The following is a 14020-nucleotide window of genomic DNA, read 5'->3' on the forward strand; positions in this document are numbered from 1 at the left end:
GCGCCAGCGATGCAGCCGGATTTGTCTTTGGGTGAGTTCGGGGACGTTCGTCTCGACAAAAGGGGGCGACGCTTCTCCGGGCTATGCTTTGCACGCGCAGCGTCTGCTTGCGCCAGATGGCCCGGGGCGATTGGGCTGCCAATATGGCGTTCTGGCGGTTTGTGAACAACCCCCAAGTCACGATCGATAAATTGATTGAGGGCTGGAGCGCGCAGACGCGGACTGCGGTCAGCGGGCGTCATGTGCTGGCGATCCAGGATACGAGCGAGGTCAAGTTCCAGACCCCGGCGGGACGGCGGCGCGGGCTGGGCAAAGTCGGCAAGGGCAATGCTCGCGGCGTGCTGTTGCATGCGATGATGGCGGTGGATGCCGACAGCGGGGTCTGTCTTGGCCTTACTGGCGGCAACGTTTGGACGCGCAAAGGCAAGGTAAAAATCCCGCATGAGCGGCGCGCCTTGGCCGACAAGGAGTCGGCGCGCTGGGTGACGGCCGCCGAGCAAGGCCGCGACGTCCTGGCAGATGCCCGCATGATCACCGTCGTCAACGACCGCGAGGGGGATTTCTTTGCTCACTGGGCGCTGACGCCAGCTGAGAATGTCCATCTTCTGTCGCGTGCCATGCACGACCATGCGCTGGTCGATGGCGACACACTTTATCAGGCGGTCGAGCGGAGCCGCTTCTGCGACAACGCGGTGATCGATCTGCCGCAGCGAATGGATCGGCGCGGCCGGCAGGCCCATCTCTCGATGCGCTTCGGAACCGTCGTGCTCAAGCGGCCGCAGAGGCCCGGCGTCACCGACTTGGCGGAGGGCATCAAACTCAGCTTCGTAGAAGTGGTCGAGTTGCATCCGCCGAGAGGTGCGGAGCCCATTCGCTGGCTGCTCCTGACCACTCATCCGGTCGCCACCGTTAAAGACGCCTGGCAGATCGTCTCCTGGTACCGCCAGCGCTGGATCATTGAGCAACTCTTTCGCTCGCTGAAGAGCCAGGGTTTGCGCATCGAGGATAGTCAGATCGAGAGCGCCGAAGGCCTGATCAAGCTCGTGGCGGTCGCCACCAGAGCGGCATGTATCGTCATTCAACTCGTTCAGGCCCGCAACAGTGGCGAAGAATTGCCGGCTGAATTTGTCTTCACCGCAGAAGAGATCGAGACGCTCAGGGCCATCAACAAAACCATGAAAGGTCGCACCGAGCTTCAGAAAAACCACCATCGCCCCAACACTCTTGCTTGGGCGGCATGGATCATCGCAAAACTCGGCGGATGGACCGGCTACGCCTCCCACCGTCCACCTGGACCAATCACCTTCCACACCGGAATGGCCCGCTTCCAAATCCTCGCAAATGGCCCGACAAACGTGTAGATGCACTAGTGCGAAAGCAGGGACCCATACGCCGTATTGTTGAAGGAACTCGTCATTCCAGCGTCGCTCAACAATGATCGTTGGTGGTTATGGGTCCCGGCCTTCGCCGGGACGACGCCGAGTGTGTATCGCTTGTGAGTCAAACATCCGCATTCTCGCGACATGATTTGTCCGAGCTTGCTGTTCGTTCCGCCCTCGCGTTGAAGAGGGCGCAGGGAAAGCCGCGCTGCGTAGGACGAGTAGAGCGAAGCGAAACCCATCAACTCTTATCGCGCGGTCAGAATGATGGGTACCGCTTCGCTCCACCCATCCTACGCTTCCCGGCTACCTCGCAAAATCCGGCTGCCAGTGGCGCAGCTCGCGGGCGGCGTAGGTGACCGCGCCGATCGTCGTGTAGGACGGCGCCTCCAGCATCATATTGCGGGCGAGCTTGAGGGCCCGCGCCTCGCAGATCGCGCGCTGCTTCTCGTCGGCGATCCACTCGAAGTCGATGTTGTGCGCGAGACCAAGGATGCGCCGGATGGTCTTGGCCGCGGCGAAGCCGACGGTGTCCTCGAACAGCCGCGCCATGTACGCCTGCCGTTCTGCCTCCAACCGCGCGGCACCTGCCTCGCCGGTAAACAGCGACACCGGATAGCCGTCGCCGTTCGCCTCGCTGCGCCACAGCGCCAAGAACTTTCGGGAAAACTCGCTCCAGACGCCCTCCATGGTCGCGAGTAGCCAGGCCTCGAACGAGGCGCGCTCGCCCGGCGTGCGCTCGTGGCCGGCGGAGGCCAGATAGGCCATCAGGAGGTTGCCGATGACGGCGCCGATGTCGAAGCCCATCGGGCCGTAGAAGGCGAACTCGGGATCGATCACCCTGGTCTCGCTGTCCGTAACCATGATCGAGCCGGTATGCAGATCGCCGTGCAGCAGCGCCTGCGGGCTCGCCATGAATTTCAGCTTCAGCCTGGAGATCGCGACATGCAGGTCGAGGTCCTCGCGGAACGCCGCCGCCGTGGCGTCGAGATACGGCGCGGTCCAGCGGTTCTGCTCGGCGATGCGGTAGGGATCGGTGAAGATCAGGTCTTCTGTGATCTTGCAGAGCGCGTGGTTGCCGGCGAAATCGGCGATGCCCTGCTTCTTCTCCGCGGCCGACAACGCAAGGTCGGACGTGAAGAACAGCGTTTGCGCCAGGAAGGTTGAGATATCCTCGACAAAGCGCGGGTACCACGTGGCCTCGATCAGGCCCTTGCGCATGATGATGTGCGGCTCGAGCAGCTCCATCGCGGTGAGCGCGAGCGGCGCATCATGATGCAGCACCGCCGGCACGAGCATCGGCGCCAGCCGCGCCTGATGCACCAGCGCCATGTGCTCGTAATGCGCCCGCGACAGCGGCAGCGGCCAGCTCTCGCCGACGAGGCGCACATACGGCAGCGCCTGCTTGACCGCGAGGCCGCCGCTTCCGCCCTTGACGATGAAGACGAGATTGAGATTGCCGTCGCCGACCTCGCTGATCGACCAGTCCGCCGGCGCGCCGCCGAGCTGCGCGACGATGGCGGGCAGTCCCGCGAGATAAGCCCGCAGATCGGCTTCCCGCAGGATTCGATATGCGCTCGGCCCGGAGCCCGGCTGGGACTGCAGGTTCATCGTGGTCGCCTCCTCCGCATTGCCAGGGCGAGGTTGATCCCCACTCCATTGGCATCAGTTTCTAAGACAGCATCCCCATCGGTTCGTAGCCCGGGTGAGCGAAGCGATACCCGGGAAAGTGATCCCGCATGTCGCTTCGCTCATGCGGGCTACTTCTGATCCCACGAAAACTGCGTATCAGAACGGCATCCCCATCAGCTTCGACAGCCGCTCGATCGAGAGATAGCCGGAATGATAGGCCCACATCGCGATCGCGAAGATCACGGCGGAAATCAGTGTGGTCCACAGCAGCTTGCGGCCCATCCGCGCCAGGATCGGCGCGCCGGGGTCGGTGCCGGGCGCGCCGACATTGTCCTCGTGCTGGCTGCGCACGCCGAACGGCAGCGTCAGGAACAGCACGAGCCACCAAAGCACGAAGTAGATCGCAAGTCCGGTGGAGATTTGGTAAGCCATGCGGCCTCAGGCCTGTTCGATCTCGACCAGGGCGCCGGAAAAGTCCTTCGGGTGGAAGAACAGCACCGGCTTGCCATGCGCGCCGATCTTCGGCTGGCCGTCGCCCAGCACCCGCGCACCCTCGGCGATCATGCGGTCACGGGCCGCGATGATGTCGGGCACGTCGTAGCAGACATGGTGGATGCCGCCGTCGGCATTGCGCTCGACGAATTTCGCGATCGGCGAGGTCTCGCCCAGCGGCTCGATGAACTCGATCTTGGTGTTCGGCAGCGTCACGAACACGGTGATCACGCCGTGTTCCGGCAGCGGCACCGCATCGGAAATCTCGGCATTGAAGGCAGTGCCGTAGATCTTCGCGGCCTGCTTGGCGTCCTTGACCGCGATCGCGACGTGATTGAGCCGGCCCAGCATCTCTCTCTCTCCCTTTAGTTGAGCATGATCTTTTCGGAAAATCGCTTCGCACTCTTCCGGATCATGCTTAGGCTCAAACCGTCAGAACGTGCACGACGCAGATCGGCTTCTTGCCCCATTGCTCGTTCAGCGCCGCCCGCACCGCGCGCCGCACCGATTCCCCCAGCGCGTCCGGATCGCGCCGCCGCGGCTTCGGCAGGCCCTCGATCGTCGATACCACCACATCGAACACGATGTCGTCGAGCAGTTCGCCCGCCGCATTGTTCTCCGGCATGCCGACCAGATCAACCTCGGGATCGTCGACGAGCTCGCCCTGCTCGGTCATGGCGATGGCGACGAAGGCGCAGCCGGCAAAGCCCATCCGCCGCCGCTCCACCACAGCGCGCGACTTGGCGTCCTCCAGGATGGTTCCGTCCTTGTAGAGCCGCCCCGCCGGCACCTCGCCGATGATGCCGGGCTCGCCGGGCCCGAGCTTGACGAGGTCGCCGTTGCGGCAGGTCAGGACCTTGGGCACGCCGGCGGCGCGCGCCAGCTTGGCGTGTTCGGCGAGATGCAGCGCCTCGCCATGGACGGGGATCAGCAGTTGCGGCCGCACCCAGGAGATCATGTCGCGCAGCTCGTCGCGGCGCGGGTGGCCGGAGACGTGCACCAGATGCTCGCGGTCGGTGATGATCTCGACGCCCTGCATGACGAGGTTGTTGATGATCGAGCCGACCGCCTTCTCGTTGCCGGGAATGGTGCGGGAGGAGAAGATCACGGTGTCGCCCTTGTTCAGGGTGACCTGCGGATGGTCGTCATTGGCGATCCGCGCCAGCGCCGCACGCGGCTCGCCCTGGCTGCCGGTGCACAGCGCCAGCACCTTGTCGGCCGGGAAATGGCCGTAATAGTCGGCGCTGCGGAATTTATGCGAGCCATCGAGATAGCCGCATTCGCGCGCCACCTGCACCACGCGCTCCATGGCACGGCCGACCACGACGACCTCGCGGTCGGCGGCGTTGGCGGCGTCCGCCACCGCCCGCACCCGGGCGACATTGGAGGCGAAGGTCGTGACCGCGACCCGGCCCTTGGCCGCCTTGACCAGCTTCTTGATTGTGGCGGCGACCTCGGTCTCCGACGGCGAGCGCCCGTCGCGCACCGCATTGGTGGAATCGCCGACCAGCGCCAGCACGCCTTCATCGCCGAGCTCGCGCAGCCGCCGCTCGTCGGTCGGCTGGCCGATGATCGGGGTCGGATCGATCTTCCAGTCGCCGGTATGCAGCACGGTGCCGAGATCGGTCTTGATCGCCAGCGCGTGCGATTCCGGAATCGAATGCGCGACCGGGATGAACTCGACATTGAACGGACCGATATCGACTCGCCCGCCCGACGGGATCACCGTGACCGGGATTTTTGGCGGGTTGCGCTCGGCGGCGCATTTGGCCTCGAACAGCGCCGCGCTGAATTGCGTCGCGTAGATCTTGCAGCCGAGCTTCGGCCAAAGATCGATGATGGCACCGAAATGATCCTCATGGGCGTGCGTCAGCACGAGGCCCACCAGATTGTTGCGCTCCTTCTCGAGGAAGCGGACGTCGGGCATGATCAGGTCGATGCCCGGCAGATGCTCCTCGTCGCCGAAGGAGACGCCGAGATCGACCGCGAGGAAGGACCGCTGGTGGCGGTTGCCGAGGCCGTAGATCGACAGGTTCATGCCGATCTCGCCGACGCCGCCGAGCGGCGCAAAGCTGAGCTCGTCGGGACGCGCCATCAGTCCGCCCTCACCGAGGCTGCGGTGCCGAAATAGACCTCGCCCGCCGTCACGGGCAGGCGCTCGCCATCAGCGGTGCGGACGATCAGGCAGCCGGTATCATCGATGGTGTCGAACGTGCCCTCAAGGGTCGCCGAGCCGGTCTGGACCGCGACCTTCTCGCCGAGCCCGGCCGCGCGCTCGAGCCACAGCCTGCGGATCTCGGGGAAGCCGCGGCCGTCGTCCCAGATGCCGCGAAACTCGACCCAGGCGTCCGACAGCGCGGCAAACAGCTCCTCCGCCCCGATCTGGATGCCGAGCGCCGCGAGCGATACGGCCGGCGTCGGCGTCCCCTCGGGTGCTGCGACGACATTGGTGCCGATGCCGACGACGACCGCCAGCCGGCTCCCGATGGCTTCGGCCTCAAGCAGGATGCCCGAGAGCTTCCTGCCGTTGGCCAGCACGTCGTTCGGCCATTTCAGGGTGAACTTCGGGCTGTCCGGCCCGAGCCGCAGCGCCGCCTCGATGCTGACCTTCCGCAGCGCGGCTTCGAGCGACAGCCCGGCGGCAAAGCCGAGGGTGGCGGCGACTGCCGGCTGCACGTCCGTCACCTCAAGGATCGTGCTGGCGAGATTGCCGCGCGGCGCGACCCAGACCCGCTGCCGCCGCCCGCGGCCCGCGGTCTGTTCGGGCGTCACGAACCACATCGGCCCCTGCTCGCCGCCGCGGGCGCGCAGCATCGCCTCGGCATTGGTCGAGCCGATCTGATCGAAGGCGGCGAGCCGGTAGCCCGCCGCTATGGCCCCGGGCCCGAGCGTGAAGGTCATGTCAGCGTTATGCGCATGATTGGTTCCGAAAGCCAGCATCCCGATTTCGGAACCGCACGCGTCAAAATAGCGATTTGGCCGCCGCCGTGGCCACACTCACCAGCGGGCCCGGATAAGCGAAGTAGAAGATATTGAAGATGCCGGCGACCGCCAGCACGGTGCGCAGCTCGACGCGGACCGGGTCGAGCTTGCCGAGCGGCTGGTCGAAATACATCACCTTGACGATCGACAGATAGTAGAACGCACCCACCACGCTGGTCAGCACGCCGATCACGGCGAGCGTGAACAGATTGGCCTTGATCGCGGCGACGAACACGTACCATTTGCCGAAGAACCCGGCGAGCGGCGGCACGCCGGCCAGCGAGAACAGCAGCATCGCGAAGATGAAGGCGAGCAACGGGTTGGTGCGGGACAGCCCGGCGAAATCGCTGATCTGCTCCAGCGCCTGGCCGTTGCGCTTCATCGCCAGGATGATGCTGAAGGAACCGAGCGTCATCGCGACATAGATCGTGATGTAGATCAGGACGCCCTGGGCGCCCTCGACCGTGCCGGAGGCGAGGCCGACCAGCGCAAAGCCCATATGGCCGATCGAGGAATAGGCCATCAGCCGCTTGATGTTGGTCTGGCCGATCGCCGCGAATGAGCCCAGCGCCATCGAGGCGATCGCCACGAACACCAGGATCTGCTGCCACTGGGTGACGATGCCCGGGAACGCGGTCAGCGTCGCGCGGGTGAACACCGCGAGGGCCGCGACCTTCGGGGCGGACGCGAAGAACGCCGTCACCGGCGTCGGCGCACCCTCATAGACGTCCGGCGTCCACATGTGGAACGGCACTGCCGAGACCTTGAAGCAAAGGCCGGCGAGCAGGAACACCAGGCCGAACACGATGCCGATGCTGCCGGTCGTCGCGGCGGCCGCGATGCCGGCGAAGCTGACCGTGCCGGTGAAGCCGTAGATCAGCGAGGCGCCGTAGAGCAGCATGCCCGACGACAGCGCGCCGAGCACGAAATACTTCAGGCCCGCCTCGCTCGACTTGGCGTTGTCGCGCTGGCTGGCGGCGACGACGTAGAGCGCAAGGCTCATCAGCTCGAGGCCGAGATAGAGCGAGATCAGGTCGCCGGCCGAGATCAGCACCATCATGCCGAGCGTCGACAGCAGCACCAGGATCGAGAACTCGAAGTTGCGGCTCGACGGCTGTGACAGGTACTCGGTCGACAGGATCAGGGTTGCCGCCGAGGCGATCAGCGCGAGGACCTTCAGGAAGCGCGCGAAATCATCGACGATGAAGCTGCCGCCGAAGGTCACGAGCTTGCCGGCCGGCAACCAGAGCTCCAGCACGCCGGTCAGCACCAGGAGACAGATCGCCAGCGCCGTGACGAGCCGCGTCGTCCCCTGCCCGCGATAGGCTCCGATCATCAACAGCACCATGGCGCCGACCGCGAGCACCAGCTCCGGCAGCACCGGCTGCAACTGATAACCTGCACTGGAAAAGCTCATGACGAGGGCCTTACTGGACGGTCAGCGCGGCTGCCTTCACGGCAGTCACGGCGGTTTGGTAATTGTTGACGAGCTGCTGCACCGAGGCCGCCGACATGTCGAGCACCGGCTTCGGATAGACGCCGAACAGGATGGTCAGTGCGATCAGCGGGAACAGCGTCACGCATTCGCGGAAGGTGAGATCCTTGATCGACATCAGCGACGGCTTGACCAGCGCCCCGAACACCACCTTGCGGTAGAGCCAGAGCGCGTAGCAGGCCGACAGGATCACGCCGGTGGTGGCGAAGAACGCCGTCGGCAGCGAGATCTTGAAGGTGCCGAGCAGCGTCATGAACTCGCCGACGAATCCGCTGGTGCCCGGCAGACCGACATTGGCCATGGTGAAGACCATGAAGGTCAGCGCGTAGAGCGGCATCCGGTTGACGAGACCGCCATAGGCCGCGATCTCGCGGGTGTGCATGCGGTCGTAGACGACGCCGACGCAAAGGAACAGCGCGCCGGAGACGATGCCGTGCGAGACCATCTGGAACATGCCGCCGGCGACGCCCTGCGTCGTCACCGCGAAGATGCCCATGGTGACGAAGCCCATATGCGCGACGGACGAATACGCGATCAGCTTCTTCATGTCCTCCTGCATCATCGCCACCAGCGAGGTGTAGATGATGGCGATGACCGACAGCACGAACACGAACGGCGCGAAGTCGTGCGAGGCCAGCGGGAACATCGGCAGCGAGAAGCGCAGGAAGCCGTAGCCGCCCATCTTCAGCAGGATCGCGGCCAGGATCACCGAGCCCGCCGTCGGCGCCTCGACGTGCGCGTCCGGCAGCCATGTGTGCACCGGCCACATCGGCATCTTCACCGCGAACGAGGCGAAGAAGGCCAGCCACGCCCAGGTCTGCATCGACCGCGGCACCGCGGTGTGCATCAGGGTCGGGATGTCGGTCGTCCCGGCGTTCCAGTACAGCGCCATGATGGCGAGCAGCATCAGGACCGAGCCGAGGAAGGTGTAGAGGAAGAACTTGAACGACGCATAGACCCGGCGCGGGCCGCCCCAGACGCCGATGATCAGGAACATCGGGATCAGGCCGCCCTCGAAGAACAAATAGAACAGCACGAGGTCGAGCGCCGAGAAGGTGCCGACCATCAGCGTTTCCAGGATCAGGAACGCCATCATGTATTCGCCGACGCGCTGCGTCACCGACTTCCAGCTCGCGATGATGCAGAGCGGCATGATCGCGGTGGTCAGGATGATCAGCGGCAGCGAGATGCCGTCGACGCCCATGTGATAGGTGATGCCGGTGGCGAGCCAGGACGCCTTCTCGACGAACTGGAAGTCGGTCGAGGCCGGATCGAAGCGCGCCACCAGGATCAGCGAGATCGCGAAGGTGATCAGCGTGGTCCACAGCGCGATCCAGCGCGCCGTGCGGCTCGCGGTCTCGTCACCGCCCCGCGCCAGCAGATAGACCAGGATCGCACCGACCGCCGGCAGGAAGGTCGTGACCGAAAGGATGGGCCAGGTTGTCATCTACTGGCCTCCCAAGCCGAACATGAACCAGGTGATCAATCCGGCGGCCCCGATCAGCATCGCGAATGCGTAGTGATAGAGGTAGCCGGTCTGCAATTTCACGACGTTGCGGGTGACGTCGAGCACGCGGGCGGAGACGCCATCGGGACCGAAGCCGTCGATGATGAAGCCGTCGCCCTTCTTCCACAGCGTGTAGCCGAGCCACTTCGCCGGGCGCACGAAGATCCAGTCGTACAGCTCGTCGAAGTACCATTTGTTGAGCAGGAACTGGTACAGCATCGGCTGCTGCTGCGCGAGCTCGACCGGTAGGTACGGCCTGCGGATGTAGAACAGATACGAGATGAACAGGCCGAGCGCCATCATCACGGTGGGCAGCGGCGCAAGCCAGCCCGGCATGTGCTCCATGTCCTCGAGGATGTGCGGGTTCATCTTCACGGACTCGCGGAAGAACTCTTCCACGCCGTGATGGCCGACGAACAGCTCCTTGAACGGCAGGCCCGCCAGGATCGAGCCGGCGGCGAGCACGCCGATCGGCACCAACATCCACACCGGGCTCTCATGCGCCGCCTCGTAGTGCTTCTGGTCGTGCGGCTCGCCGAAGAACGTCTTGAAGATCAGACGCCAGGAGTAGAACGAGGTCAGGCCGGCGGCCACGATGGTCAAGAGATAGGCGTAGGTCGCGAACGGGTTATGCGCCGCATAGGCCGCCTCGATGATCGCGTCCTTGGAGAAGTAGCCGGCGAACAGCGGGAAGCCGGTCAGCGCCAGGGTGCCGATGCACATCACCGCGAAAGTGTACGGGATCTTGCGCCACAGCCCGCCCATGTTGCGGATGTCCTGCTCGTGGTGCATCGCGTAGATCACCGAGCCTGACCCTAAGAACAGCAGCGCCTTGAAGAAGGCGTGCGTGAACAAATGGAACATGCCGACCGAATAGGCCCCCGCTCCCATCGCCACGAACATGTAGCCGAGCTGCGAACAGGTCGAATACGCGACGATGCGCTTGATGTCGTTCTGCACGAGGCCGATCGTGGCGGCGAAGAACGCCGTGGTCGCGCCGAAGAACATCACCACCGCCTGCGCGGTCGGCGACAGCTCGAACAGCGGCGACAGCCGCGCCACCATGAACACGCCGGCGGTGACCATGGTCGCGGCATGGATCAGTGCCGACACCGGGGTCGGACCTTCCATCGCGTCCGGCAACCAGGTGTGCAGCAGGAACTGGGCCGACTTGCCCATCGCGCCCATGAACAGCAACAGGCAGGTCAAGGTCAGCGCGTCGGCCTGCCAGCCGAAGAAGTTGATGGTCTTGCCGGTCAGACCGGGCGCGGCATGGAAGATGGTCTCGAAATCGGTCGAGCCGACCAGCGCGTAGATCGCGAAGATGCCGAGCGCGAAGCCGAAGTCGCCGACGCGGTTGACCACGAAGGCCTTGATCGCCGCGGCATTGGCCGACGGCTTCTGGTACCAGAACCCGATCAGCAAGTAGCTCGCGAGGCCGACGCCCTCCCAGCCGAAGAACAGCTGAACGAGGTTGTCCGACGTCACCAGCATCAACATCGCGAAGGTGAACAGCGAGAGATAGCCGAAGAAGCGCGGCCGGTTCGGATCCTCGTCCATGTAGCCGATGGAATAGAGGTGGACGAGCGCGGACACCGTGTTGACCACGACCAGCATCACCGCGGTCAGGGTGTCGACCCGCAGCGTCCAGGCCACCTGCAGGTCGCCCGAGTTGATCCAGGGCAGCAGCACGACGCGCGCGTCATGGTGCATGAAGCCGACATCGACCAGCGTGAACCACGACAGCGCCGCCGACACGAACAAGAGGCCCGTGGTGATCAGCTCGGCGAGACGCGAGCCGGCGGCCGGCGGCTCGGAGACGTGGTGGTCGTCATGGCCGTGATCGTCATGGGCGGCGGAGGCATGGGCGTCGCCATGCGCATCGTCGTGATGGTCGACGGTATCGCCGCTCGGGCAGCGCGCGTGGGCACCGACCAGCGAGATAATGCCTGCGAGGATGGCGCCCAGCAGAGGCAGGAATACGATTGCCTGAACCATAACTGCGCCTAGCCCTTCATCAGATTGACGTCTTCAACCGCGATCGAACCGCGGTTGCGGAAATACACCACCAGCACGGCGAGACCGATCGCAGCCTCGGCGGCGGCCACCGTCAGCACCAAGAGCGCGAACACCTGGCCGACGATGTCGCCGAGGAAGGTCGAGAACGCCACCAGATTGATGTTGACCGACAGCAGGATCAGCTCGATCGACATCAGGATGACGATGATGTTCTTGCGGTTGAGGAAGATGCCGAGGATCCCGAGCGTGAACAGGATCGCGGCGACCGCGAGATAGTGTCCGAGCCCGATCGTCATTTCACCCACTCCGCCGCGTCGGCATCCTGCAGGCCCTGCCCCGACGCCACCTTGCGCATCGCCATCGCCATCTCGGGCGTGCGCGCGTTCTGCACGTTGATGTTCTGCCGCTTGACCTTGGCCTTGTGGCGCAGCGTCAGCACGATGGCGCCGATCATCGCAACCAGCAGCACCATGCCGGCGAGCTGGAAGTAATGGATGTACTTCGTATAGAGCACGAGGCCGAGCGCTTCGGTGTTGCTGACATTGGTCGGGATCGCCGCGGTGATCGTCTTTGTCACGGCCGGGTTGATCACCCAGGCGCCGACCACGAGCAGCAGCTCGAACATGAAGATGCCGCCGATCACGATGCCAATCGGCAGATACTGGATGAAGCCCTCGCGCAGCTCGACGAAGTCGACGTCGAGCATCATGATCACGAACAGGAACAGCACCGCGACGGCGCCGACATAGACCACGATCAGCATCATCCCGAGGAACTCGGCGCCCATCAGGATGAACAGCCCGGCCGCGTTGACGAAGGCCAGGATCAGGAACAGCACGGAGTGCACGGGATTGCGCGAGACAATCACCATCACCGCCGAGGCCACGCACGCCGCAGCAAACAGGTAGAAGAACAGCGCCGGAAGGATCATGCCCTCACCTCACCGGTACGGCGCGTCGAGCGCGATCGACTTCGCGATCTCGCGCTCCCAGCGGTCGCCATTGGCGAGCAGCTTGGCCTTGTCATAGTACAGTTCCTCGCGGGTCTCGGTCGCGAATTCGAAATTCGGTCCCTCGACGATGGCGTCCACCGGGCATGCCTCCTGGCACAGGCCGCAATAGATGCACTTCACCATGTCGATGTCGTAACGCACCGTGCGGCGGGTGCCGTCGTTGCGGCGCGGGCCGGCCTCGATCGTGATCGCCTGCGCCGGGCAGATCGCCTCGCACAGCTTGCAGGCGATGCAGCGTTCCTCGCCGTTCGGATAACGGCGCAGCGCGTGCTCGCCGCGGAAGCGCGGCGAGATCGGGCCCTTCTCGAAGGGATAGTTCAGCGTCGGCTTCGGCTGGAAGAAATAGCGCATCGCGAGGAAGAACGCCGAGACGAATTCCGACAGCAGAAGCGAGCGGGCTGTTGCGTTGACATTGACACTCATGACGGCCTCACTTCGGCGCGATGCCGGCGAACTGCAGCACGCCGGCCACGATCACCACCATCGCCAGCGACAGCGGCAGGAACACCTTCCAGCCGAGCCGCATCAGTTGATCGTAGCGGTAGCGCGGCACGATCGCCTTCGCCATCGCGAACATGAAGAACATGAAGAACACCTTCAGGGCGAACCAGACGATGCCCGGAATCCAGGTGAACGGCGGCAGATTGACCGGCGGCAGCCAGCCGCCCAGGAACAGGATCGACGCCAGCGCGCACATCGTGGTGATCGCGACATACTCGCCGAGCATGAACAAAAGATACGGGGTCGAGCCGTATTCGGTCATGAAGCCGGCGACCAGTTCGGATTCGGCCTCGACCAGATCGAACGGCGGACGATTGGTTTCCGCCAGCGCCGAGACGTAGAACACGACGAACATCGGGAACAGCGGCCACACATACCAGTTCAGGATGGTGAGCTGCGGCAGGCCGATCAGGTGCGCAAGCCCGCGGGTGTTCTGCGCCTCGACCACCGCCGACAGGTTCAGCGAGCCGACGCAGAGCAGCACGGTGATGATGACGAAGCCGATCGAGACCTCGTAGGACACCATCTGCGCCGCCGAGCGCAGCGCGGCCAGGAACGGATATTTCGAGTTCGACGACCAGCCGGCCATGATGATGCCGTAGATCGACAGCGACGAGATCGCGAAGATGTAGAGAACGCCGACATTGATGTCGGAGATCACCCAGCCGAGATCGAACGGGATCACCGCCCAGGCGGCCAGCGCCAGGATGCACGACACCAGCGGCGCCAGCAGGAACACGCCCTTGTTGGAGCCGGACGGAATCACCGGCTCCTTCAGCACGAATTTCAGGAGGTCGGCGAAGGATTGCAGCAATCCGAACGGCCCGACCACGTTGGGGCCGCGGCGGATCTGCACCGCCGCCCAGATCTTGCGGTCGGCGAGCAGGATGTAGGCGATCGCGATCAGGAGCACGACCAGCAGCAACAGGCTCTCCGCGACCATGATGATCAGCGGCCAGAGGAAGCCGGTCCAGAACGAGCTTGCGAAGAATTCAGCCATC

The 14020-nt window shown here is 64.5% G+C and carries 13 protein-coding genes; 1 reads left to right on the top strand and 12 read right to left on the bottom strand.

Annotated elements, in window-relative coordinates:
- The first annotated feature begins 116 nt into the window (after positions 1–116).
- Positions 117–1361 (top strand): IS4 family transposase, encoded by a 1245-nt coding sequence (locus ACVIHF_RS16520; RefSeq protein WP_456794095.1) that lies wholly within the window; start codon positions 117–119, stop codon positions 1359–1361.
- 324 nt (positions 1362–1685) lie between these two features.
- Here the strand turns inward: ACVIHF_RS16520 and mtnK are convergent, their stop codons facing one another.
- The 12 genes from mtnK to nuoH all read right to left on the bottom strand — a co-directional run bounded on the left by mtnK (position 1686) and on the right by nuoH (position 14019).
- Positions 1686–2990, bottom strand: coding sequence for an S-methyl-5-thioribose kinase (mtnK, locus tag ACVIHF_RS16525; protein WP_310879531.1), 1305 nt, complete (start codon positions 2988–2990; stop codon positions 1686–1688).
- Positions 2991–3167: 177 nt separating this feature from the next.
- Positions 3168–3443 carry a DUF1467 family protein gene (locus ACVIHF_RS16530; RefSeq protein ID WP_057016477.1) on the bottom strand — a complete coding sequence of 92 codons (276 nt, stop codon included), beginning with the start codon at positions 3441–3443 and terminating at the stop codon, positions 3168–3170.
- Between the two features lie 6 nt (positions 3444–3449).
- Positions 3450–3854 carry a methylmalonyl-CoA epimerase gene (gene mce, locus ACVIHF_RS16535; protein WP_057016476.1) on the bottom strand — a complete coding sequence of 135 codons (405 nt, stop codon included), beginning with the start codon at positions 3852–3854 and terminating at the stop codon, positions 3450–3452.
- Positions 3855–3927: 73 nt separating this feature from the next.
- Positions 3928–5598 carry a ribonuclease J gene (locus ACVIHF_RS16540; protein ID WP_253608460.1) on the bottom strand — a complete coding sequence of 557 codons (1671 nt, stop codon included), beginning with the start codon at positions 5596–5598 and terminating at the stop codon, positions 3928–3930.
- Positions 5598–6404, bottom strand: a complete 807-nt coding sequence (locus tag ACVIHF_RS16545) for a biotin--[acetyl-CoA-carboxylase] ligase (protein WP_456794096.1) — start codon at positions 6402–6404, stop codon at positions 5598–5600. Before ACVIHF_RS16545 ends, ACVIHF_RS16540 begins: the two co-directional genes overlap by 1 nt.
- 61 nt (positions 6405–6465) lie before the next feature.
- The gene (gene nuoN, locus ACVIHF_RS16550) at positions 6466–7902 is read right to left on the bottom strand and encodes an NADH-quinone oxidoreductase subunit NuoN (RefSeq protein ID WP_057016475.1); all 1437 of its coding nucleotides are present in this window, start codon (positions 7900–7902) and stop codon (positions 6466–6468) included.
- A 10-nt stretch (positions 7903–7912) separates the two neighbouring features.
- Positions 7913–9427, bottom strand: a complete 1515-nt coding sequence (locus ACVIHF_RS16555) for an NADH-quinone oxidoreductase subunit M (RefSeq protein ID WP_016841819.1) — start codon at positions 9425–9427, stop codon at positions 7913–7915.
- Positions 9428–11485, bottom strand: a complete 2058-nt coding sequence (nuoL, locus tag ACVIHF_RS16560; protein WP_456792306.1) for an NADH-quinone oxidoreductase subunit L — start codon at positions 11483–11485, stop codon at positions 9428–9430. It lies immediately after the preceding gene.
- A gap of 8 nt (positions 11486–11493) precedes the next feature.
- Positions 11494–11802: an NADH-quinone oxidoreductase subunit NuoK gene (gene nuoK, locus ACVIHF_RS16565; RefSeq protein ID WP_016841823.1), complete on the bottom strand. Its 309-nt coding sequence runs from the start codon at positions 11800–11802 to the stop codon at positions 11494–11496.
- Positions 11799–12437: an NADH-quinone oxidoreductase subunit J gene (locus tag ACVIHF_RS16570; RefSeq protein ID WP_028333975.1), complete on the bottom strand. Its 639-nt coding sequence runs from the start codon at positions 12435–12437 to the stop codon at positions 11799–11801. The genes nuoK and ACVIHF_RS16570 overlap by 4 nt, the downstream gene beginning before the upstream one ends.
- A 9-nt stretch (positions 12438–12446) precedes the next feature.
- Complete coding sequence (nuoI, locus tag ACVIHF_RS16575) at positions 12447–12941, bottom strand: NADH-quinone oxidoreductase subunit NuoI (protein WP_018271854.1); 495 nt, start codon at positions 12939–12941, stop codon at positions 12447–12449.
- A gap of 7 nt (positions 12942–12948) precedes the next feature.
- Positions 12949–14019 carry an NADH-quinone oxidoreductase subunit NuoH gene (gene nuoH, locus ACVIHF_RS16580; protein ID WP_018271855.1) on the bottom strand — a complete coding sequence of 357 codons (1071 nt, stop codon included), beginning with the start codon at positions 14017–14019 and terminating at the stop codon, positions 12949–12951.
- Position 14020 lies beyond the last annotated feature (1 nt).

It is taken from the genome of Bradyrhizobium sp. USDA 4506, assembly GCF_054058795.1.